The following is a 22,664-nucleotide window of genomic DNA, read 5'->3' as shown; positions in this document are numbered from 1 at the left end:
CTGAACGCGCGCATGGCGTGTACAAGGGAGTCGACATGGATAGCGAGCCACGCTCGACGGGGCAGGTCCTTGCGGCAGTCGCCCGTGTCATCGAGGAACGGCTGCCCGAGGGGTGGGGCGCTCAGATCGAAGGACCCACAAGATCGGAGGGCGGGAACTACCTGGCCATCCTTGCCTCGCCGGACGGCCAGCGCGCAGACCTCGATGTAGAAGTGCGCTCGGTTGTCGAGCGCCGCGACGTCGCGAGGCTGAGCGAGCGCACGCGGGAGAGCGCGAGACAAGGAGTCGTCTTCGCTCGCTACCTGTCCGTCCCCGTGCAGGAGGCTCTTGCCGCAGCGGGAATCTCCTACGCGGACGCCACAGGGAACGTCAGGGTGGAGAACTCTCGACCCGGCCTGTTCCTTCGTGACGTGGGTGCGACGAAGGACCCCTGGCGCAGCCCCGGCCGTCCGAGGGGAACGCTGCGCGGTGCACCGGCAGCCCGAGTGGTTCGGGCTCTCGTCGACTATGCAGGGCCACTGACCGCGCGACGGATCCGTGAGATCTCCGGAGGATCTGTCGGAACCATCTATCGCGTGGTCGACTACCTCGACGGCGAGGGCCTGATCGAGAGGGATGGAACGTCGTTCGTCGTGACCCGCTGGCCCGAGCTGCTCCGGCTCTGGAGCAGAGACTACGACGTCGTCTCCACGAACCGTGTGACACGGTGGGTCGAACCGCGAGGGATGAACGCAATCCTCTCGAAAGCCCAGCAGACGCTCTCTGCGTCCTATGTCCTCACCGGATCCATTGCCTCGGAGACATGGATCGAGCCCTACGCCCCGGTCCGTGCGGCGACGGTGTTCACCCGAGATGCGTCAGGCTTGGCGAAGGAGTGGGGCCTGCTCCCGGCGGAGGGCAGTGCGAATGTTCTCTTGGTCGAACCCGGGTACGACGTCGTGATGGAACGCGCCATCCAACGGGCTGACGGAGCGGTGGTCGCGGCGCCGGCGCAGGTCGTGGTGGACCAATTGACGGGACCGGGGCGCGCCCCGTCCGAGGGTGAGGCCCTGATGGCGTGGATGGAGAAGAATGAACCGCAATGGCGCAGATGATTCGATGATGGTCCTGGTGCGTTGTGCTCTCCTTGACGCGCTCGTTGCCCTCGCCGCTCATCGGGACGCGATCGTCGTTGTCGGAGCACAGGCCGTCTACCTTCACACCGGCGGGGCGGACGTAGCCCTGGCTGAGATGACCAAGGACAGCGACCTTGTCGTCGATCGGCGTGTGTTGAGAGAAGATCCTCGACTCGAGAGTGCGCTGACCAAGGCCGGGTTCCGCCAGGAAGGTGGCTCGCAGCCCGGGGCATGGATCAGTCCCACCGGGGTCCCGGTGGACCTCATGGTCCCTGAGGCGCAGGCTGGTCCAGGTTCCCGGCGCTCAGGCAAGGTGCCGCCGCATGATGACCGTGCGACACGTCGCACCGCTGGTCTTGAGGCAGCCGTGGTCGACTCAGCTTTCGTGAGCATCGCCTCACTCGATCCGGCCGACACGCGTACGGTCAGTGCGCGTGTCGCGGGTCCGGCAGCGCTGTTGGTCGCCAAGGCGCACAAGATCGGTGAGCGCATCGTCGAGGTCGAGCGTGGCCGTTCATCTCGACTTGAGGACAAGGACGCGCACGACGTCTACAGACTTCTGGTCGGCGTGCCGACGGAAGACCTTGCAGCGGCGTTCGGGCGTCTGCTCACTGATCCGCTGTCTCAAGATGCCACGGTGAACGCGCTGCGTCTGCTCGACGAGCTCTTTGGCGTCGGAAGCGGCGCGGTCGGATCGCAGATGGCCGGACGGGCTGAACGGGGCATCGGTGAACCTGAACTTGTGGCCCAGTCCGTCGCGGCCCTCGCTCGGGAACTTCTGGATGCGCTGAGGTGAGCCCTGCTAGATCATCGTCTCGACCGCGATCCGCACGGTGTCGCCGACGTCGACCGCCTCGCGCCGACGCACCGCGGCCTTGACGGGCAGCACGAACGTCCTGCGCTCGGCGTCGGGGAAGACCGACGTGGACCAGCGCGAGCCGCCGAGCGTGACCTCGACCTTGACCGACCCGAACCCGGCCGGGGGCAGCGGGGAGTCGGCGATCTCGTCGCTGACGTCGGTGGGCAGGGCCGCGAAGACCCACGTGTCGCTGCGCGCGGTCCATCGCCACAGCTCCGCCTCGAACTCGTACCTGGTGCCGGCCATGCGCCCATGATGCCGGGCGCCGCCCACAGGCGGCGCTCCGCGCTGGGCGGCGCCCCGCACGCGGCGACCGCACCCGACGCCCTGCCGGCCCGCCCGAGCGCCGGACCGCCTCGCCACCGCGCACGCGAGCGCGCCATGATGGCCCCGTGACCGATCCAGTGCCCCACGTCGTGGCCGTGGCCTCGAGCCCTGCCCACGACTTCAGCAAGGACCTGCGCTCCAGCGTCCAGGTCGTCGAAGGGCTGGGCGTCGTCGGCGACGCGCACGCCGGGGACACCGTGAAGCACCGCAGCCGCGTGCGGGCCGACCCGACCCAGCCCAACCTGCGCCAGGTCCACCTCATGCACGCCGAGCTGTTCGACGAGCTGGCCGAGGCGGGATTCGACGTCGGCCCCGCGGACCTGGGCGAGAACGTGACGACGCGCGGGGTCGACCTGCTGGGCCTGCCGCGCGGCGCCCACCTGCACCTCGGCGAGACGGTCGTCCTCGAGGTCACGGGGCTGCGCAACCCGTGCCAGCAGATCAACGACTTCCGTCCGGGCCTGCTCAAGCGGCTCGTCCTGCCGGACGGCCAGGGCGACGTGATCCGCAAGGCGGGGATCATGACCGCGGTCGAGCGGGGCGGCACGGTCGGCGTCGGCGACCGTATCGAGGTCGAGCTCCCCGCCGGACCGCACCACCGGCTCCAGATGGTCTGACGACTCGCCAGGCCCCGGCCCCGGGAGCACCATGGAGGCATGAGGGCCATCTGGAAGGGTGCCATCACGTTCGGTCTCGTCAACGTGCCGATCAAGGTCTACTCGGCCACCGAGGACCACGACGTGCCGCTGCACCAGGTGCACGACAAGGACGGCGGCCGGATCCGTTACCAGCGCCGGTGCGAGGTCTGCGGCGAGGTCGTGGCGTACGAGCACATCGACAAGGCGTACGACGACGGCGAGCGCACGGTCGTGCTCACGGCCGAGGACCTGGGGTCGCTGCCCGCCGAGCGCAGCCGCGAGGTCGAGGTCGTGGAGTTCGTGCCCACCGACCAGATCGACCCCATGCTCCTGGACCGCAGCTACTACCTCGAGCCCGACTCCTCCTCGAACAAGGCCTACGTGCTGCTGCGCCGCACGCTCGAGGAGACCGACCGCACCGCGATCGTGAAGTTCGCGCTGCGCCAGCGCACGCGGCTCGCGGCGCTGCGCGTGCGCGACGACGTGCTGGTGCTGCAGACGCTGCTGTGGGCCGACGAGGTGCGCGAGGCCGCATTCCCGACGCTCGACGAGCCGGCGAAGGTCAGCGCGAAGGAGCTCGCGATGTCGTCGCAGCTCGTCGAGTCCTTCGCGGCCGACTTCACGCCCGAGGAGTACCAGGACGACTACCAGGCCCAGCTCCGTCAGCTCATCGAGGCCAAGATCGAGGCAGGCGACACGTTCAGCACCGAGGAGACCTTCGGCGAGCAGGAGGAGAAGGGCGGCGAGGGCGCCGAGGTCATCGACCTCATGGAGGCGCTGCGCCGCAGCGTCGAGAGCTCGCGCGGCAAGAGGTCGGGCGACGCGAAGGGCGAGAAGCCCGCGAAGGAGGCTGCGCCGTCGGGCACCACGAGGAAGAAGAGCGAGCGCCCGACGGCGTCACGCGCCTCGGACGACCAGGCCGCCTCGAGCACGGCTCCCGCCTCGACGAAGGAACCCGCGAAGAAGAAGACGACGCGCAAGAAGGCCTCGGCGTGACGTGCCGCGGCGTGCCAGGCTGACGCCATGACCCACGACCAGCCCGAGAACCCCGACCTGTCCCGCCTCGTCGCCGAGGCCGAGCAGCACGAGCGCGACCTCGTCCTCGCGCGCTTCACGCACGACGACGCGTGGCGGCTCGGCTGCCTGCTCGTCGAGCTCGCCGCGGAGCGGACGCTGCCGATCACGATCGACGTGCGCCGCGGACCGCAGCAGGTCTTCCACGCCGCGACCGAGGGCACCACGCCCGACAACGACACCTGGGTCCAGCGCAAGGTGCGCGTGGTCGAGCGGTTCGGTGCGTCGTCGTACCTCATGGGCCTGCGCGCCAAGGCCAGGGGCACGACGTTCACGGCGCAGCACGAGCTGCCGCTCCAGGAGTACGCGGCCCACGGCGGGGCGTTCCCGCTGCGGGTCGAGGGGGTCGGGGTGATCGGCGTCGTGACCGTGTCCGGCCTGGCCCAGCGCGACGACCACCTGCTCGTGGTCGAGGCGCTGGGGACGTTCCTGCGGACCGCCGCCTGACGCGCCCGCCGCGCCGCCGCGCCTGACCGGGTGCGCCGACCGATGAGTTCGCCGGTCCCGGCCGGTCGGACCTGAAGAGTGCGACGCACCGCGCGCCGCGCGGGAGGAGGAGAGCGATGAGACCGATCGTCCCGAGCCTGTGGTTCAACGGAGGACTCGAGGAGGCCGTGGCCTTCTACACCTCGGTGTTCCCCGACAGCACCGTCGGCGACTCCCTGAAGATGCCCGACGGCACCCTGGTCACCATCGACTTCACGTTGCAGGGCCAGCCCTTCAACCTCATCAACGGAGGCCCCGACCACCTGTTCCCGTTCAGCGAGGCCGTGTCGTTCATCGTGCGCTGCGAGGACGAGGCGGAGGTCGACCACTACTGGGACGCCCTGCTCTCGGGCGGCGGCACCGAGTCGCAGTGCGGCTGGCTCAAGGACCGCTACGGGTTGTCGTGGCAGGTCGTGCCCGTCGAGTTCGAGGAGCTCGCGCAGTCCGACGACCAGGAGGCCGTGGCGCGGATGATGGGCGTCATGATGCAGATGATCAAGCTCGAGATGCCCGCGCTGCGGGCTGCGTTCGCGGGGGAGGATGTTCCGGGAGCCTGAGGCAGCCCTGCGCGAGGCCCGGAGGAGCGGAGTGCTGCTGTGCGATCGACCGACCTCCCGAGGACGTTCCTCGGGAAGAAGAGGTTCCTTGCGTCGTTCGACGCGTTCTTCGAGCAGGGACTCCTGGTGGTCGCCGAGGACGGGAGCAGGGCCGTCCACGAGACGTTCGACCCCACTGCTGGGCCCGTTCACCACGACGGCGACTCGCTCTACGTCGTCGTCCAGAGCGCCGTCGACGGCCCCGTGACGGTCGTCGTCTTCGATGCGAAGGCGCCGCGGCAGCTGGTCGCCGACCTGAGCCTGGTGTTCGACGGCCGGTTCGAGGGCGGACGCGGAAGGATCGTCCTCGAGGCCACGGACGATTCGCTGCGGGTCGTCGTCGCGGCGGAGGAGGACGACTCGCCACGCGTCCGGGTCTACCTCGACGACCTGCTGTGGGCGACGTCCGTCGTCGTGGTCCTCTCCTAGCGGCCCTGCCGCGAGCGAGGCTCGGCCCTCGTCCCCACCGGCACGGGGACGAGGGCCGAGGTCTGTGGTGCGGGTGCGGCGCCAGGCAGGGCGCCGCACCCTGAGGTGGATCGGTCGCGGGTCAGCCGCCGATCAGCACGTCGTCGCGTCGTACGAGGCGACGAGCGTGGACGTCGCGCCCCCGGCCGTGACGTCGAACGAGACCTGTCCGGTGGCCACCGAGGCAGAGCGTGTCGCGAACCGCTGCGACGCGCTGCGCCCGGCCTCCACCCCCGCGAACGACTTGGAGCCGGCGCTCGTGCGGATCGTGACGTCGACCGCCTCGTCCCCGGCGTTGACGGCACGGCCCGTGAGCTGGACCTTGCCCGCCACGCACTGGGCGCTCGCGGTGACGTCGATCGCCACCGGCGAGACGGGGGTCGTGGGCACCTCGTAGGGGGCCACGTCGACCCGACCGGTCACGGCGAGGCCGCCGTTCGCTGCGTCCATCGTGACGGTCCGGCCCGCGAGCGAGCCCGCCGCGACGTCGGCCGCGGTGAGCGTGCGGCGCACCGTGCCGCACGACGCCTCGGCGCCCGCCGCGAGCTCGGGCAGGGTGCACAGGCCCGCCGACCCGACCCCCGTCAGCCGCACGTTGCCGGTGTTGCGCACCGTGACCTGGTTGACCACGACGTCGCCCGCGTTCACCGAGCCGTTCCCGTCGGTGTCCTCCACCGTGGGCTCGCCTGCCGTGACGGCGAGCGAGGGGCGACGGTCGACCAGGTCGACGGGCTCGCCCGTGAGCGCGACCGAGGACGCCTGGTCGGCGTTCATGTACCAGCGGGTCTCGGGGACGAAGAAGCCGTCCGCGAGGTCGCCGGCCGTCACGACGCGGTACGCGAGCGCGCACAGGTAGGTTCCGCCTGCGGGCAGGCTGCTCCAGTTGCAGCCCGGGGACAAGTTCGTCAGGTTGCCCGTCGCGGTCGAGCGGTAGGCCGTGGTCCCGGTGTTGTAGACGCGGAACGAGTAGGGGACGCGCTCGCCGATCGTGTACGGCTGGGCAGCCACGTCACGGTCCGTCGTGTACTTCCCGAACACCGCGAGCGAGGTCACGGCTCCCCCCGAGGGACCGCCGGTCACGCTCACGTAGCCGTACGCGCGGGCCTGCGTGCCGTCGGCCGCGGTCAGGACGCTCTGGACGCGGACGGGGTTGGCGGCCGTGGTCGCCGCGGCGGTCGCGGACGCCGTGAGCGCGACCTGGACCGTGACCGTCTCGCCGACCGCGAGCGCCGGGACGTCGACCGTGGTCGCGCTCCAGCCCACGGGGGCGTCGATCGTCAGGCGCGAGGCGGCCAGCGGCGCCTGGTTCTGGTTGGTGACCTTGACGGGGACCTGCACCGTGGCGCCCGTCGCGACGGTCGTGTCCGGCACGACGGTCGAGGCGCACGTGGCGTTGAGCCACTCCTGGTCGAAGCTCGCGAACGAGATGGCGTTCATGCCCTGCGTCTCGTACAGGAGACCGAACCGCCCGTCGCCGAGGGGCGAGAGCGTCGAGTAGGCGCCCGAGCCGGGGTTGACGACCCGGAAGCCGGGCCAGGTCGCGCCGTCGTCGCACGAGAGGCGCACGGTCACGTTCTCGCGGCCCGTGGTGCTGTTGGAGTTGCTGAACAGCAGCATCTTCGCCTCGGCCGAGCCCTCGGGGGCGTCGGGGTACAGGCGCGAGATCGACCCGTTGTTGGTCGGGTCGGGGAGCTGGCGGTCCAGGGTCACGGGGCCGTAGGTGTGCCCGCCGTCGTTCGAGAACGCGATCTTGCGGTACTTGCTGCCCGCGGAGTCGCGCGAGTTCATCATGACGCGACCGTCGGAGAGCTCGACCGACTTGTTCTCGTCCATGCCCGTGCCGAAGGCCTCGCCGTGCGCCCACGTGGCGCCGTGGTCGTCGGAGTAGACGCTGTAGGCCTTGTAGGTCCCGCCCGTGCGGGCCGTGAACTGCTGGACCAGGCGTCCGGCGTGCTCGCCGTAGCGCAGCTGGATGCCCTCGCCCGAGGCCGCGAAGATGCCGGCCCACGACGGGTCCTTGGCGCCCTCGGTGATGACGCGGCCCTCCCACGTCTCGCCCCCGTCCTCGGAGACGCTGACCGCGGCGTGCAGGATCTGGCGGTTGGTCGGGTCGATGCCCGTGGCCGACCCGCCGAACCCCTGGTCGAACGACTTCACGTGGAAGTTGAAGATCGTGCCGGTCTCGCGGTCCACGACGTAGCTGGGGTCCGAGAACCCGTACTTGTCGGGGGACGAGTTCGTCCCGTACCCCGCGGCCACGACGGTCGTGGCCTCCCAGGTGGCGCCGCCGTCACGGCTCACGCGCTGCAGGATCGAGTTGGGCTGCGGGGCGTCGCCCGCGTTGAACGGGCGCCCGTCGTACGAGGCGAGGATCGTGCCGTCGTTCGTCGTGGTCAGCGCGGGGATGCGGTAGTTCGCGTAGCCGCCCGTGCCGCCGACCGCGAGGGTCTGCTCGGAGAACGTCCCGGGCCCGTCGGTCGCGGCGGGCGGGAAGGGGTCGAACGCCTGGGCGCTCGCGGCGGGGGCCACGAGGAGCAGGGACAGCCCGGCCGCGAGGGCCGCGCGCGACCCGCGGCGGCGTGCGCACGCCGGTGACCGCGGGTCGGGTGGGGTCGCTGGGGTGGATGGGTGCAGTGGCATCAGATACTCCTGGCTTCGTCGGGTCAGAGCTCTTGGTGCACGGTGCGGTCCTGCGGGTGCTGTGCCGCCCCGGGGCGCGGGGTGTGCACGGCGCGGACCTCCGCCTCGGCACCGAGTCGGGTGCGGGGGTCCGGTCTGTGGGTGCTCCTGGTGCGAGGTGCCCGACGGCGGAGCGTGCGTCGGGCGGAGGGGTGCGGGACCGCCGTGGTCGTCGCGACCCGTGGTGCTGGTCACGGTGTCCGGGGTGTCGGCGTCGGTGCGGACGCCCCGGACGGGTGGGGCTCGGGTGGGTGGGGTGGGCCGTCAGTGCGTCAGCGCGTCGACGAACCACCCCGTGATGCTCGTGGGGTGCGTGATCGCGGTCCCGACCACGACGGCCCAGGCCCCCGCGTCGAGCGCGGCCCGCGCCTGGGTGGGCGAGTGGACGCGTCCTTCGGCGATGACGGGCAGGTCGAGGCGCTCGACGAGCTCGGCGAGCAGCTCGAGGTCCGGACCGTCGGTGCGGGGACGTTCGCCCGTGTACCCCGACAGCGTGGTGCCGACCACGTCGACCCCGGCGTCGAAGGCGGCGAGCGCGTCGTCGAGGCTGCCGCAGTCGGCCATGACGAGCGCGGACGTGTGCTCGCGCAGCCCGGCGACCGTGCCCGCGAGGCTCAGGCGGTCGGGCCGCGGGCGGCGGGTCCCGTCGATCGCGACGATCGTCGCACCGGCCTCGGCGACCGCGACCGCGTGGCGCAGCGTCGGGGTGATGAAGACGCCGTCGGACCCGTCCTTCCACAGCCCCGTGACGGGCACGGTCATCTTGCGCTCCGCGAACGCCCGCGTGACGTGCTCGATGTCCGCGACGCCCTGGACGCGGATGCCCGCCGCACCGCCCTCGACCGCGGCGAGCGCGACCTGGGTCATGGTGCGCGGGTCGCGCATGGCCTCGCCGGGGTAGGCCTGGCACGAGACGACCAGACCACCACGCAGAGCGATCAGGGGGTCCTGCGCGGGGGCGCTGGGCGGCGTCGACGGGCTGTCGGTCACGGGTTCCTCCGGGGAGCCGAGGGGGCGGACGGGAGAGCGGTGACGAGGTCGAGGCCGACCTCGAGGTCCTGCGGGAGGGACGTGGCGGCACCACGGGTGTCGCTGTGCGCGGCGAGCGCGAGCCGGGCGGCACCGAGGACCGCGGCGTCCCCGCCGAGCACGGCCGGGACCACGGGCAGGCCCGCGAGCGGCGGCATGAGCTCGGTGGCGAGCGCGGCGTTCATGGTGTCCCACCAGAGCGCCCCGGCCCCGGCGAGCCCGCCGCTGACCACGACGACCTCCGGGTCGAGCATGTTCGCGACGCCACCGACCGTGCGGCCCAGGGCTGTCGCCGCGACGACGACCGCGTGCCGCGCGACCGTGTCGTCGCCGGCGACCTCGCACACCGCGCGGGCGGTCGTGTGCGCCGGGTCGCCGCCCAGGCGCAGGTAGAGCGCGTGCAGCGCCGGGCCCGACCCGACGGCCTCGAGGTGGCCCGTGCGCGAGCACGTGCACGGGAGCCCCGCGGCCTCGGCCACGGGAAGGTGCCCGAGGTGGCCCGCGACGTGCCGGGCGCCGTGCTGGGGCGAGCCGTCGAGCAGGAGCGTCGCGCCGACCCCGGTACCGGCGGCGACCACCAGCGCGGTGCGCGTCCCCGCGCACGCGCCGAGCCAGTGCTCGCCCAGCGCGTGGGCGTGCACGTCGTTGTCCGCGAGCACGGGCAGGTGCGCGGCGGGACTGCCCGTGGCCGCGAGCCGAGCCGAGATCCCGCCCGTGAGGTCGGTCCCGGCCCAGCCCGTGAGGGCGTCGGTCGCGGAGACCACGGTCCCGCGGCCCGAGTCGATCACCCCGGCCGAGCCGATGCCGACCCCGACCAGGACGTCGGGTGACCCGGGCGACCCGGGTGCGTCGACGCCGTCGGGCAGGACGAGCCCGACCAGGCGCGCGACCGCGTCGAGGATCGCGGCCGCCCCCTCCCGGGCCGGGGTGGGGACCCCGGCCTGGGCGAGGACCGTGCCGTCGTCGCGCACGAGCCCGGCGGCGATCTTGGTACCGCCCAGGTCGATCCCGACGGCGGTGCGGTGGCTGATCGGGGAGCGCGTCACAGCAGCCCGGCCTCCGCGAGGATCACCTTGATCTGGTCCACGACCTCGCCCTCCAGGGCGGGGGCGGGGGTCGTCATGACGTTGGACTCGATCAGGCCGAGGAGCTGGAGCGAGGTCTTGAACGCGCCCAGGCCGCTCGCGCCGCCGCTGTACCCGCGGGGCTGGAAGACGATCTCGAAGAGCGCCGCGAGGCGGTCCTGCTCGTCGCGCGCCGCGGCCCAGTCGCCGGCCTGCGCCGCGTCCCACAGGCGCACGTAGCCGGCCGGGTCGACGTTGCCGAGGCCGGGGACCACGCCGTCGGCGCCGAGCAGGAGCATGCCGTCGACCACGACCTCGTGGCCCGTGAACAGGCGCAGGGGGCTGCCCGCCGCGCGGTTGGCCGCCACCAGGCGACGGAAGCCGACGTCGTCGCCGCTCGAGTCCTTGACGCCTGCGATGACGCCCTCGGTGCCCAGGCGCACCAGCATGCCCAGGTCGAGCTTCGAGTGCACGCACACCGGGACGTCGTACGCGAACAACGGCAGGTCGCTCGCCGCGGCCACGCCGCGGAAGTGACGCTCGATCTCCTCGTCGTTCGTGCGGATGTACAGGGGGGCGGTCGCGACGACCGCGTCGACGCCCGCGTCGACCGCGCGACGGACCTGGTCCGCGACGCGGTGCGTCGTCAGGTCGATCACGCCCGCCATGACGGGGACGCGGCCGGCCGTGATCTCGACGGCGGCCTCCATGACCTGGGTGCGGCGCGCGTCGTCGAGGTAGGCGACCTCACCCGACGAGCCGAGCACGAACAGGCCGTGCACGCCCGCGTCGAGCTGGCTGGTGATGACGCGCTCGAACGACGCGCGGTCGAGCTCGCCGTCCGCCGTGAGGGGCGTGACGACCGGAGGGATGACGCCGGCGAAGGTGGGCGTGGTCGAGGTGGGCACAGCAGACTCCAAGGATGGTGCGGTGGGGCCGGGCGGGACGCCCGCCCGGCACCGGGTGGATGTGGGGGGACCGTCAGAGCAGGGTCGGCGCGGCGCCGAGCAGGGTCCGGGTGTAGTCGTTCGTCGGGCGGTCGAAGACCTCCTCGGCCGTGCCCTCCTCGACGACCTTGCCGAAGTACATGACCGCGATGCGGTCCGAGACGTACCTGACGGTCTGGATGTCGTGCGAGATGAACACGAGCCCGAGGTTCAGGCGCGCCTTGAGGTCGGTCAGCAGGTTGAGCACCTGTGCGCGCACCGAGACGTCGAGCGCCGAGGTGGGCTCGTCCGCGACGATCACGTCGGGCTCGAGCGCCAGGGCGCGGGCGATCGCCACGCGCTGGCGCTGGCCGCCCGAGACCTGGCTCGGCAGCACGTCGAGCGCGGACTGGGGCAGACCCACGAGGTCGAGCAGCTCCGACACACGCTTCTCGCGGTCGCGCGGCGACCCGATCCCGTGCACGTCGAGCGGGTCGCGCAGGATGTCGCGGACCAGCATGCGGCCGTTGAGGGCCGTCGACGGGTCCTGGAACACGATCGAGATCGCGCGCCCGAACTCCTTGCGGGTCCTGGCGTTGCGCTTGAGGACGCTCCGGCCGTTGAAGACCACGTCGCCGCTCGTGGGCGCCTGGAGGCCCACCATGACCTTCGCGAGCGTCGACTTGCCGCAGCCCGACTCACCCACGATCCCGATGGTCTCGCCGCGCCGCACGGCCATGTCCACCCCCGCGACCGCGTGGACGCGGTCCGGACGGAAGAGCTTGCCGGTGCGGGCCTTGTGCACCACGTGCACGTCCTTCAGCTCGAGCACGGGCGTGTCGTCGCTCATCGGGCACCTTCCTGGACGAGGAGACCGCTGTCGGTCGACTCCGTGTGGCTCGCATAGCGGTGGTCGGTCCCCGGCAGCGTGCGCAGCGGGGGGCGGGGCACGAACGCGTCCTGCGGTCGCGAGGACCGGGGCGCGAAGCGGTCGCCCGTCGCAAAGTCGCGCGGGGAGGGGACCGTGCCGGGGATCTGGTGCAGGCGCTCCGCGCCCGACTCGATCGACAGGACCGCCCCGAGCAGACCTCGCGTGTACTCGTGCCGCGGGTGCATGAGCAGGCTCGGCACGGGGGCCGACTCGACCACCTGGCCCGCGTACATGACCGTCACGCGGTGCGCGAGCGAGGCGACGAGCGCCAGGTCGTGGCTCACGAAGACCATCGCGAACCCGAGCTCGTCACGCAGCTCGTTGAGCAGGTCCACGACCTGCTTCTGGACCGTGACGTCGAGGGCCGTGGTCGGCTCGTCGGCCACGACCAGGCGCGGGTCGCGGGTCAGGGCCATCGCGATGAGCACGCGCTGACGCTGGCCGCCCGAGAGCTCGTGCGGGTAGCTCTTGAGCGTGCGCTGGGCGTCGAGGCCCACGAGCTCGAGGAGCTCGACCGCGGTGCGCGTCCCGCCGCGCTTGACGAGCTGGGCCATCTGCGTGCGGATGAGCATCGACGGGTTGAGCGAGCTGAGCGCGTCCTGGTAGACCATCGCCATCTCGTGGCCGCGCAGCGCGTTGCGGCGGGCCGGGGTCGCCGTGAGCAGGTCCACGCCGTCGAGCAGGATCTCTCCCGTGACCTGCGCGGACGAGGGCAGCAGGCCCATGACCGCGAGGCTCGTGAGCGACTTGCCGCAGCCGGACTCGCCCACGAGCGCCATGGTCTCGCCGGGGCGCACCGAGAAGCTGATGTCGTCCACGACCGCCACGTCGCCGTGCCGCTCCGGGAAGCGGATCGAGAGGTTCTTGACCTCGAGCAGGGGAGCGGCGTCGCCCGTGTAGACCAGGCGGTCGGTGCGGTCCTGCTCGGCGACGCGCAGGCGCTCGAGCTGGACCGCGAGGGCCTCGCGCTGCGCGGCGGCCGCGGCGACCGCGATCTCCGGGTCGGGGACGACCGAGGTGTCCGCGACGAGCTCGTCGAGCACGCGAGGCTCGCGCAGGTCGGCCGCACCCGAGTACTCGAGGGGAGCGTCGGCGTCGGGCTCCGTGAGCGGGTCCGTGGCGTGCGCGGCGTCCTCCGCCGACGCGGCGGCCGCGCGGGCCTCGGCCGGCTTGCGGGCCGCGGGGCGGACCATCGCGTCCGTCAGGCCCTCGGACAGGACGTTGAGCGAGAGGACCGTCAGGAGGATCGCCATGCCCGGGAAGAACGTCGCCCACCAGCCGCCGTTGAGCAGCAGGTTGCGGCCGTAGGCGATCACGTTGCCCCACGACGGCTCGGGGTCCTGCACGCCCGCGCCGATGAACGACAGGCTCGCCTCGAACACGATGGCGTCGGCGACCAGCACGGTCGCGAAGACCATGATCGGGGCGATGCAGTTGCGGGCCACGTGCTTCATCAGGATCAGCGAGGTGCGTGCGCCGATGACCTTCTCGGCCGACACGTAGTCCTCGCCGAACTGGCTCAGGACGTTGGCCCGGACGATGCGGGCGATCTGCGGGGTGTAGAGGAACGCGATCGTGAAGATGAGGACCGGCAGGGACTTGCCCCACACGGCCACGAAGACCACGGCCAGGGCGATGCCGGGGAAGGCCATGATGATGTCGAGGATGCGCATCAGGGTCTCGCTCACGGCCTTGTGGGCCGTCGCGGCGATCGAGCCGAGGATCGCGCCGGCCACGAGGGCCACCGCAGTGGCCCCCAGGCCGATCACGAGCGAGTAGCGAGCGCCGTAGACGATGCGCGAGAAGATGTCGCGGCCCGTGCGGTCCGTGCCGAACCAGTGCTCGCCCGAGGGCGGCTGGGCCGGGGTGCCCGACTGCAGCGGGTCGTAGGCCGCCACGAGCGGCGCGAAGATCGCGAGCAGCGCGACCAGGAGCACGAACGCCAGGGCGATCTTGGAGCCCAGGGGGAGAGCGGCGAGGCGCAGACCCGGGCGGGACAGACGTTCTGTCAGCTTCCGACGCATGTCACACCGTCCGGATTCGAGGGTTGACGACGAGATAGAGGAGGTCGACCAGGATGTTGACGACCACGAAGGTCAGGGCGACGGTCAGCGTCACTCCCTGCACCAGGGCGGTGTCGCTCGCGGTGACCCCGTTGAGGATGAGCTTGCCCATCCCGGGCAGGTCGAAGATGACCTCGATGATGACCGCGCCGCCCATGAGGTAGCCGACGCGCAGGCCGAGGACCGTGATGGGCGTGATGAGCGCGTTGCGCAGGACGTTGCGTCCCACCACGACGCCGCGCGGCAGGCCCGAGCCGATCGCGGTGCGCACGTAGTCGCGGTCGAGCTCCTCGACCATCGCGGTACGGACGACGCGTGTCAGCGACGCCGCGACGGGGATGGCGAGCGAGAGCGCGGGCAGGAACATCGAGGCGAGGAACATCCCGAAGTCGTCCGCGGGGTTCGTGTAGCCGCCCGAGGGGAACCAGTCGAGCCGCAGCGAGAACTGCTGGATGAGGAGGATCGCGAGCCAGAACGACGGCGTCGCGACGCCCGCGATCGACAGGACGCGGATGACCTGGTCGGGCCAGCGGTCGCGGTAGAGCGCGGCGCTCACACCGAGCACCAGGGCGAGCACGACGGCGATCGCCAGGCCCATGAAGGTCAGCTGGAGCGTGAGCGGGAACGCGTTCGAGATGAGCTCGCTCACGGGCTGGGAGGGCGGCACGGTCATGCCCATGTCGCCGCGCACGAGGCCGGCCAGGAAGTTGCCGTACTGCACGAGCATCGGGTCGTTGAGCCCGTTGGCGGCGCGGTAGGCCTCCTTGGCGGCGTCCGTGGCGGACTCGCCGAGGGCGTTGGTCGCCTGGTCGCTGGGCGCGAACTGCATGACGACGAAGACGAGCAGGGTGATGCCCAGGATCATGACGGGCAGGGCGAGCAGGCGTCGTCCGGTCAGTCGTAGGAGCGCGGTCACGCGGTACTCCTCGGGGTCGGGGTGGGTGACGGCGGCGCAGGGAGGGGCGCCGCCGTCACCCGGAACACGGGGACGTCAGGCGGTGCGGGAGACGTCCAGGAAGGACAGGCCCGTGACGGGGATGGGCTTGAACCCGGTGAGCGCGGAGTCCTCCCAGGCCGTGGGGAGCTTGCGGTGCAGCAGCGGGTAGAGCGGGACCTCGTCCGAGAGGATGTCGTAGATCTCGCCCCAGGTCTTCTTCTGCTTGGCGGCGTCCTGCTCGGCGGCGCCGGCGTCGAGCAGACGCGTGACCTCGGCGAACTCGGGCGTGCTGGCCCAGCGGTAGCGCTTGACCGGCCACACCGAGCCCGAGTACCACCAGCGCAGGAGGAGGTCGGGGTCGTTGCCGAAGACCGACGGGTCGCCGGGGGCGACCATGACCTCGAGCTGGCCGTCGTCGACCTTCTTGTACTGGCCGCCGGACTGACCGATGTCGAGCGTCGTGGAGATCCCGACCGCGTCGAGGTCCTCCTTGATGAGCGGGGCGACGTCCTTGACCCAGCTCGTGTCGGTCGTCAGGAGCGTGATCGACAGGTCGCTCACGCCCGCGTCGGTCAGGAGCTTCTTGGCCTTGGCCGGGTCGTACGTGTAGACCGTGCCGGCCTCGACGTAGGACGGGTGCTCCTTGTGCAGGAAGCTCGTGGCCGCGGTCGCGTTGCCCAGCAGGCCCGTGCTGATGATCTTGTCCATGTCGAGCGCGTGGAAGAACGCCTGGCGCACGCGCTTGTCCGTGAACGGCGCCTTGGTGCAGTCGAACATCATGAACAGCAGGCCGAACGACTGGACCGACTCGACCGTCACGGCGTTGGAGAGGCGCTCGACGTCGAGGTAGGGCACGTCCTCGATCGACTGGACGCGACCCGACTCGACCGCGGTCACGCGGGCGGCGGCGTCCGAGAGCAGGTTCCAGGTCATGGCCTTGGCGAGGGCCGGGCGCGAACCGTTGTAGGCGTCGAAGCGCTCGAACGTGATCTTGTCGTCGACCGTGGCGCTCGTGAGCTTGTACGGGCCGGTGCCGACGGGCAGCGAGTCGTACGCCTTGGGGTCGGCCTCGACGATGGCCTTCGGGACGATCTTGACGACCGAGACGCGGTCGACGAACAGGCCGAACGGGTAGTTGAGCGTGAACGTGACCGTCTTGTCGTCCTTGGCCGTGACCGAGGCGAGGAAGGGCAGGAACTGGGAGTAGAGCGAGGCGTTCGCCGGGTCGAGGACGCGGTTGAAGCTGAAGACCACGTCGTCGGTCGTGACGGGGGAGCCGTCGTGGAAGGTGGCCCCGTCGCGGAGCGTGACCTCCCAGGTGGTCTCGTCGATCTTCTTGGGCAGCTCCTTGCCGAGCGCGGCGTAGGGCGTGCGGGCTGCGGGGTCGAGCTCGACGAGTCCCTCGAGGACGTGCCAGTTGGCGGCCATGGTCACGGCGCCCGACGTCGTCATGGGGTCGAAGCCCGTGGACAGGGCGTACGAGATGCCTGCCTCGATCGTGCCGTCGAGGTTGGGCTTGGTCCCGCTGCCGGCGGGGGTGGTCTGCGGGTCGGCCGAGGTGGACGCCGGTCCGCCACAGGCGGCGACCGCGCTCGCCAGGACCGCTCCTGCGCCGATCACGCCGGCGAGCTTGAGGAAGCTGCGGCGAGAGGTGTCGGTCGCGTTCGTGCTATTCGCCATCGAGGTAGCCATGAACTCTCCAGATATAGGACGTCTGATGTCTGACGCTGGTAGGGTTGAACGGTAGAGGCAATTCCTGAGGAGGTCAAGGCGCATGACAGCTACCGATCCCGTGGATCATGGGGGATTCGCTCGACAGGGGGTTCGTCCCCCGACGACGACGGAGCAGATCAAGGAGTACATCCTGCGGGCCCACCTGCGGCCCGGTGACCTGCTGCCCACCGAGGCCGAGCTCTGCTCGCTGCTCGGTGTCAGCCGGTCGAACGTCCGCGAGGCGATCCGCACGCTCGCGGCGCTCGACATCGTCGAGGTGCGGCACGGGTACGGCACGTATGTGGGGCAGCTCTCGCTCAAGCCGCTCGTCGAGGGCCTCGTCTTCCGCGGGGTCCTGATCCCCGGTGACGACTTCTCGGCGCTGCGCGAGGTCGTCGAGGTCCGTCAGGCGCTCGACATCTCGATGGCCGAGCAGATCGTCACGGAGATGGCCGGCAGCCGGAACCCCGAGCTCGAGCGGCTCGTCGCCGAGATGGAGCGCAAGGCGCGGGCCGGCGAGGACTTCTTCGAGGAGGACCGCGCGTTCCACTCGCACCTGCTCGCCCACCTCGACAACTTCCTGGTGGCGCAGCTCGGCACCGCGTTCTGGGACGTGCACCAGGTCGTCTCTCCCAAGCTCGGCCTGCCGGCCCCCGACCAGATCGACCTCACGGCCAAGGCGCACGGGGACATGCTCCGCGCGGCCGAGGCGGGGGACGCCGAGGCCTACCGCGACGCCGTCGTCGCGCACTACGCACCCCTCCGTGACGCGCTCACGCAGATGGCCTCGACCGTCGAGGAGAGCCGCGTGGCCGCGGCGACCGCGGCCGGTTCGCCCGAGCCCCAGGGTGCGCGCGGGGGCGTCGCGTGAGCGGCCCGTCGCTCGGCCGTGGCTCGCGGGTCGTGCTGATCGGTGACTCGATCACCGACGCGGGTCGGCTCGCCGAGGGGGAGTTCGGCCTGGGGCACGGGTATGCGGCCCGTGTCGCGGGCGTGTGCGGTCGGCGCGGCGTCACGGTGCTCAACCGGGGTGTCGGCGGCCACCGGGTGGTCGACCTCCAGGCCCGCTGGGACCAGGACGTCCTCGCCCTGGAGCCCGACCTCGTCTCGATCAAGATCGGCATCAACGACACGTGGCGCCGCTACGACGCGGGCGACGAGACCAGTGCCGAGGACTTCGAGACCGGGTACCGCGACCTGCTCGACCGCACGCTCGCCGGGGCGCCGCGGGCCTCGATCGTCCTGGTCGAGCCGTTCCTGGTGCCCGTGCGCACGGAGCAGTGGGGCTGGCGCGAGGACCTCGACCCGAAGATCCAGGTCGTGCGCCGGCTCGCCGGGTCCTACGGCCTGCCGCGCGTGGCGACCGACGGGCCCTTCGCCCAGGCGGTCGCGACGAGCGGGCTGGGCCCCGAGGCATGGGCGTACGACGGTGTCCACCCCACGCCCGCAGGCCACGGCCTCCTCGCCGAGGCCTGGTTGAAAGTTGTACATCTGCGCTAGTACTTCCGTATCTCTTGCCTCCTTCGCCGAGGTGACTGATTCTTAGTGCGTGGTTCAAGGCTAAAACACGCACAACCAGTCATTAGGCAAGGGAGCTCAATGAAACCGGTCGTCCAGCGCCGCCCCGCGACCCCCCGTCGCGGCGCACTGCCTTCATCCCGGGTCCTGGCCGCCTCGATCGCCGCACTGGCGCTCGTGGGCACAGGCCTCGTCTCCGTCCCTGCCGGCGCGGCCCCCGCCGCGCCGGCATCGACGTCGCTCGCGGCAGCAGCAGCCGCACCCAAGCCCGTGACCCCTGAGGTCCCCGTCGACGCGGCCGGCAAGCCGCTCGGCGCGATCACCCAGGTCACGGCCGTCGGCAACGAGGTCACTCTCACGGCAGGCACCGGCGCCTACCGTGTGACGTTCCTCGACGACGAGACGCTGCGCGTCGAGGCCGACCCCTCGGGGACGTTCTCCGACCCGGCGAACACGCCCCAGGGCGACGCGACGCGCACGGCGAACATCGTCGTCGGGCTCGACGAGTTCGCCGGCAGCACCCCGACCGTGACCGACGGCGCGACCATCACGCTCGCGACCGCGAAGGTCACCCTGAAGATCGACAAGGCGACGGGCCGGATGACGCTCGTGCGTGCCGACGGCTCGGTCGTCTGGGACGAGTCGGCGCCCCTGACGTTCGGCGCCTCCTCGGCGACCCAGCACCTGCGCACCGCTGCGGCAGAGCAGTTCCTCGGCGGCGGAATGCAGAACGGCCGCTCGATCCACACGGGCGCGACCATCAACATCGCGCGGAACTTCGACTGGGACGACGACGGCTACCCCAACGCGGTGCCGTACTACATGACGTCGAACGGCTACGGAGCGCTGCGCAACACGTTCGCCCGAGGGACCTACGCCTTCACGGACGAGGCCACGACCACCCACGAGGAGCGGCGCTTCGACGCCTACTACTTCGTGGGCGACTACAAGGGTGCGCTCGACGGGTACACCCAGCTCACGGGCCGCCCCCTCATGCCGCCCGTCTACGCGCTCGAGTACGGGGACGCCGACTGCTACAACCGCTCGAACCCCACGTACTCGTCGTCGGGCTTCGGCGACCCCGAGGGGATCAAGCAGAAGACCCCGCAGGCCGCCGTCACGGCCGCGCGGTTCAAGGAGAACGACATGCCGGCGGGCTGGATGCTCGTCAACGACGGCTACGGCTGCGAGTACCAGGACCTGCCGGAGACGGTCGCCCAGATCGCCGAGGACTCGGACCTGGTCACGGGCCTGTGGACCCAGCGGTCGCTCACGAACCAGGAGTACGAGGTCGGTGACGCGGGCGTGCGCATGCGCAAGCTCGACGTCGCGTGGGTCGGCAACGGCTACCGCCTGGCGCTGACGGGCTGCGAGTCCGCCTACAAGGGCTTCGAGGACTACTCGGACGCGCGAGGCACGTCCCTCATGGTCGAGGGGTGGGCCGGGTCGCAGCGCTGCGGCATGCAGTGGACGGGTGACCACTCGGGCAACCTCGACGCGGTGCGCTGGCAGATCTCGGCGCTCACGGGGGCCGGGAACTCCGGCCTCGCGTTCAGCACGGGCGACGTCGACGGGATCTTCGGTGGGTCCACGAAGTCCTACGTGCGCGACCTGCAGTGGAAGGCCTTCGCGCCCGCGCTGTACTCGATGAGCGGCTGGGCCTCGGTCGACAAGCGGCCGTGGCTCTACGGCGACGAGGCCACCGAGATCAACCGCAAGTACCTCCAGCTGCGGCAGAAGCTCATGCCGTACATCTACACGCTCGCGGCCGGGTCCCACGAGACGGGTACCCCGATGATGCGCTCGCTCGCGCTCGAGTACCCCCAGGACCCCATGTCCTACGGGGCCGAGGCGAACAACGAGTTCCTGCTCGGCGAGGACTTCCTCGTCGCGCCGGTGTTCTCCGACTCGGAGATCCGCAACGGGATCTACCTGCCCGAGGGGCGCTGGGTCGACTACTGGACGGGCGACGTGCTCGACGGCGGTCGCGTGCTCAACGGGTACAGCGCCCCGCTCGACACGCTGCCCGTGTTCGTGCGGGCCGGAGCGGTCGTCCCGCAGGGCATGGTGGCGCGCAACGCGTCGCTCGTGCCCGAGGACTCGGCGATCACGCTCGACGTCTACCCCCAGGGCGACGAGAGCTTCACGCTCTACGAGGACGACAAGCTCACCCGCGCCTACAAGGACGACGCGACGTCGTCGCAGGAGCTCACGGTCTCTGCGCCCGAGCAGGACGGCGGCGACGTGACCGTCACGATCGGCGAGCGGGTCGGGGACTACGCGGGCAAGGCTGCGGCGCGCCCGTACCTGCTCGACGTCCACACCGGCTCGGCGCCCTCGGGCGTCACGGTCGGGGGAGCGGTGCTCACGCAGGTCGCCGACGCCGCAGCCCTCGAGTCCGCCTCGACGGGCTGGTTCTACGACGAGTCCGCACCGGGTGGGGTGGTGCGCGTCAAGCTCGGCGCGATCGCCTCGGACGCCTCGGCGACGGTCGTCCTGGCCGGGACCAGCGCGGTCGGCGGCAAGGACTCCGACGCGGGCCGCGCCTCGGTGACCGTGGGCCTCGCGGCCCAGGTCTTCCAGGGCCAGGAGACGACGGCGGAGCTCACCTTCACCAACACCGGCACCAAGGCCAAGACCGACCTGGTGATCGAACCCGTCCTCCCGCAGGGCTGGACGCTCGCGAGCAGCACCGGGACGACCGCTGCCTCGGTCGCACCGGGGGCGAGCGTGACGGCTCGCGTGGTGGTCTCGCCGGCCGCGGGCTCCGCGGCCGGGCAGCAGACCGTGGGCGCTCGTGCGACCTACCGCGACGCGGCGGGCGACGAGCGCACGGTGTCGGGGGCCAACCAGCTCTACGTCGCCTACGGCACCCTCGCGGCGGCGTTCAACCACGTCTCGGTCACGTCGCTCGCGACCAAGGACGCCGGCAACTTCGACGGCGGGGGAGCGTCGTTCTCGGAGGACGCGCTCGCGGCGGCCGGGGCCACGTGGGGCGATCCCCTGACCGTGACGAGCGGCGAGGACACCGTCGAGTACACGTGGCCCGCGGCAGCACCGGGGGTCGCGAACTCGATGGCCCTCGACGGGCAGACGGTCGCGCTCTCGGGCAAGGGGACGCATCTCGCGTTCCTCGGCTCGGCGTCCGCCGGTGCCGGGGTCACTCCCGAGGTGACCATCACCTATGCGGACGGCACCACGTCCAAGCAGTCGTTCTTCTTCCCGAACTGGCTGCTCCAGGGCGGCCTGAACGGGTCGAGCGTCGCGGTCGCGAGCCAGGGTCGCAACAACAAGAACAACCCGGCGGGCTACGAGTACCCGACGTACAAGTACCAGGTCTACTCCGACACCGTGATCCTCAACCCGGCCAAGGAGCTGCGGTCCGTCACGTTCCCGGTGCAGACCAACGCCAAGCTGTTCGCGATGAAGGTCGCCACTCTCGGTCTGCCGGACGCCCCGCAGGGGACGGTCTGGGCCTCCGACCTCACGTGGACGTCGGCGACCAACGGCTACGGCGTGATCGGCAAGGACGTCGCCAACAAGGACTCGGCCTCGTCCCCGGACAAACCGCTCGTCATCAACACGACGCCCGAGCTCAAGAAGACCTATGCCAAGGGCCTGGGGGTGCACGCGGCGTCGAAGGTCACGTACTACCTCGGCGGGCAGTGCACGGCGTTCACCGCGGACGCCGGGCTCGAGGACCCCTTCAAGGGGTCGGTGATCTTCAAGGTCGACGTCGACGGTGCCAACAAGTACCAGGGCACCACCTTCCAGGCGGGATTCCCGACCGAGCAGGTCTCGGTCGACGTCACGGGCGCGCAGTACGTCGACCTGATCGTCGACCCGACGAGCCCCGGTGCCATCAACGGTGCGCACGGCGTGTGGGGAGACGCGAGGTTCACGTGCGCCGAGCCCGCCCCGGAGATCGCCTTCTCGGCCGAGGCCTCGGCCAAGCGCAGCGGCGCGACGGTGCTGCTCTCGGTGCGCACGGTCAACGAGGAGGACGTCCCGGTCGACGTCGTCGTCACGACGCCCTACGGCACCAAGACGTTCGTCGGGGTGCTGCCGGGCAAGAGCGCGAGCCAGAGCTTCAACGCTCGGGCAGCGACGATCCCCGCGGGCGAGGCCACGGTCACCGTGACCAGGACGGTGGACGGAAAGAAGGTGAGCGTCGACCGGACCGTCGCGTACGACGGGGTCGGCTGACCCAGGGGGTGACGGGGACGCCGCCGGTCGGGCCG

At 71.3% G+C, this 22,664-nt stretch carries 19 protein-coding genes; 10 read left to right on the top strand and 9 right to left on the bottom strand.

All coding sequences use genetic code 11. The annotated features are described in order from the left end of the window. Positions 1-35 precede the first annotated feature (35 nt). Both H9641_RS16220 and H9641_RS16215 read left to right on the top strand, forming a co-directional pair. Positions 36-1,094, top strand: a complete 1,059-nt coding sequence (locus tag H9641_RS16220) for a hypothetical protein (protein ID WP_191805468.1) — start codon at positions 36-38, stop codon at positions 1,092-1,094. Continuing rightward, complete coding sequence (locus H9641_RS16215) at positions 1,072-1,911, top strand: hypothetical protein (protein WP_191805467.1); 840 nt, start codon at positions 1,072-1,074, stop codon at positions 1,909-1,911. The genes H9641_RS16220 and H9641_RS16215 overlap by 23 nt, the downstream gene beginning before the upstream one ends. A gap of 6 nt (positions 1,912-1,917) precedes the next feature. Here the strand turns inward: H9641_RS16215 and H9641_RS16210 are convergent, their stop codons facing one another. Next, positions 1,918-2,220 carry a DUF1905 domain-containing protein gene (locus H9641_RS16210; protein WP_191805466.1) on the bottom strand — a complete coding sequence of 101 codons (303 nt, stop codon included), beginning with the start codon at positions 2,218-2,220 and terminating at the stop codon, positions 1,918-1,920. Positions 2,221-2,366: 146 nt separating this feature from the next. Here H9641_RS16210 and H9641_RS16205 point away from each other — a divergent pair, with 146 nt between their 5' ends. The 5 genes from H9641_RS16205 (at position 2,367) to H9641_RS16185 (ending at position 5,524) form a co-directional block, all read left to right on the top strand. Beyond that, on the top strand, positions 2,367-2,918 hold the full coding sequence (locus tag H9641_RS16205) for an MOSC domain-containing protein (protein WP_318244646.1): 552 nt from the start codon (positions 2,367-2,369) through the stop codon (positions 2,916-2,918). 39 nt (positions 2,919-2,957) lie between these two features. Next, complete coding sequence (gene ku / locus H9641_RS16200) at positions 2,958-3,935, top strand: non-homologous end joining protein Ku (protein WP_191805465.1); 978 nt, start codon at positions 2,958-2,960, stop codon at positions 3,933-3,935. Positions 3,936-3,962: 27 nt separating this feature from the next. Further along, on the top strand, positions 3,963-4,460 hold the full coding sequence (locus H9641_RS16195) for a heme-degrading domain-containing protein (protein WP_191805464.1): 498 nt from the start codon (positions 3,963-3,965) through the stop codon (positions 4,458-4,460). A gap of 116 nt (positions 4,461-4,576) precedes the next feature. Further along, positions 4,577-5,056 (top strand): VOC family protein, encoded by a 480-nt coding sequence (locus H9641_RS16190; protein ID WP_191805463.1) that lies wholly within the window; start codon positions 4,577-4,579, stop codon positions 5,054-5,056. Positions 5,057-5,095: 39 nt separating this feature from the next. Further along, positions 5,096-5,524 carry a hypothetical protein gene (locus H9641_RS16185; protein ID WP_191805462.1) on the top strand — a complete coding sequence of 143 codons (429 nt, stop codon included), beginning with the start codon at positions 5,096-5,098 and terminating at the stop codon, positions 5,522-5,524. Between the two features lie 132 nt (positions 5,525-5,656). Here H9641_RS16185 and H9641_RS16180 read toward each other — a convergent pair whose 3' ends face one another. The 8 genes from H9641_RS16180 to H9641_RS16145 all read right to left on the bottom strand — a co-directional run bounded on the left by H9641_RS16180 (position 5,657) and on the right by H9641_RS16145 (position 16,872). Further along, a complete protein-coding gene (locus H9641_RS16180; protein WP_191805461.1) occupies positions 5,657-8,203 on the bottom strand; it encodes a sialidase family protein in 2,547 nt (848 codons plus the stop codon). A 303-nt stretch (positions 8,204-8,506) separates the two neighbouring features. Beyond that, positions 8,507-9,232, bottom strand: coding sequence for an N-acetylmannosamine-6-phosphate 2-epimerase (locus tag H9641_RS16175; protein ID WP_191805460.1), 726 nt, complete (start codon positions 9,230-9,232; stop codon positions 8,507-8,509). Then, positions 9,229-10,317: an ROK family protein gene (locus H9641_RS16170; RefSeq protein ID WP_318244645.1), complete on the bottom strand. Its 1,089-nt coding sequence runs from the start codon at positions 10,315-10,317 to the stop codon at positions 9,229-9,231. Before H9641_RS16170 ends, H9641_RS16175 begins: the two co-directional genes overlap by 4 nt. After that, positions 10,314-11,243: a dihydrodipicolinate synthase family protein gene (locus H9641_RS16165; protein WP_191805459.1), complete on the bottom strand. Its 930-nt coding sequence runs from the start codon at positions 11,241-11,243 to the stop codon at positions 10,314-10,316. The genes H9641_RS16170 and H9641_RS16165 overlap by 4 nt, the downstream gene beginning before the upstream one ends. Before the next feature lie 73 nt (positions 11,244-11,316). After that, on the bottom strand, positions 11,317-12,111 hold the full coding sequence (locus H9641_RS16160) for an ATP-binding cassette domain-containing protein (RefSeq protein WP_191805458.1): 795 nt from the start codon (positions 12,109-12,111) through the stop codon (positions 11,317-11,319). Continuing rightward, complete coding sequence (locus tag H9641_RS16155; RefSeq protein WP_191805457.1) at positions 12,108-14,216, bottom strand: dipeptide/oligopeptide/nickel ABC transporter permease/ATP-binding protein; 2,109 nt, start codon at positions 14,214-14,216, stop codon at positions 12,108-12,110. Before H9641_RS16155 ends, H9641_RS16160 begins: the two co-directional genes overlap by 4 nt. Before the next feature lies 1 nt (position 14,217). Continuing rightward, positions 14,218-15,171: an ABC transporter permease gene (locus tag H9641_RS16150; RefSeq protein WP_139107857.1), complete on the bottom strand. Its 954-nt coding sequence runs from the start codon at positions 15,169-15,171 to the stop codon at positions 14,218-14,220. Positions 15,172-15,246: 75 nt separating this feature from the next. Next, positions 15,247-16,872, bottom strand: a complete 1,626-nt coding sequence (locus H9641_RS16145) for an ABC transporter substrate-binding protein (RefSeq protein WP_191805456.1) — start codon at positions 16,870-16,872, stop codon at positions 15,247-15,249. 94 nt (positions 16,873-16,966) lie between these two features. On the opposite strand from H9641_RS16145, the gene H9641_RS16140 reads away from it, so the two are divergent. The 3 genes from H9641_RS16140 to H9641_RS16130 all read left to right on the top strand — a co-directional run bounded on the left by H9641_RS16140 (position 16,967) and on the right by H9641_RS16130 (position 22,629). Then, positions 16,967-17,776 carry a FadR/GntR family transcriptional regulator gene (locus H9641_RS16140; protein ID WP_191805455.1) on the top strand — a complete coding sequence of 270 codons (810 nt, stop codon included), beginning with the start codon at positions 16,967-16,969 and terminating at the stop codon, positions 17,774-17,776. Then, on the top strand, positions 17,773-18,405 hold the full coding sequence (locus H9641_RS16135) for an SGNH/GDSL hydrolase family protein (RefSeq protein ID WP_191805454.1): 633 nt from the start codon (positions 17,773-17,775) through the stop codon (positions 18,403-18,405). The genes H9641_RS16140 and H9641_RS16135 overlap by 4 nt, the downstream gene beginning before the upstream one ends. A gap of 99 nt (positions 18,406-18,504) precedes the next feature. Next, complete coding sequence (locus tag H9641_RS16130; RefSeq protein WP_191805453.1) at positions 18,505-22,629, top strand: NPCBM/NEW2 domain-containing protein; 4,125 nt, start codon at positions 18,505-18,507, stop codon at positions 22,627-22,629. Positions 22,630-22,664: the final 35 nt, after the last annotated feature.

Source organism: Oerskovia merdavium, from assembly GCF_014836755.1.
Taxonomy (GTDB): Bacteria; Actinomycetota; Actinomycetes; order Actinomycetales; family Cellulomonadaceae; genus Oerskovia; species Oerskovia merdavium.
The sequence above is the reverse complement of the archived record's forward strand: the minus strand, read 5'-3'. Positions and strand labels throughout refer to the sequence as shown.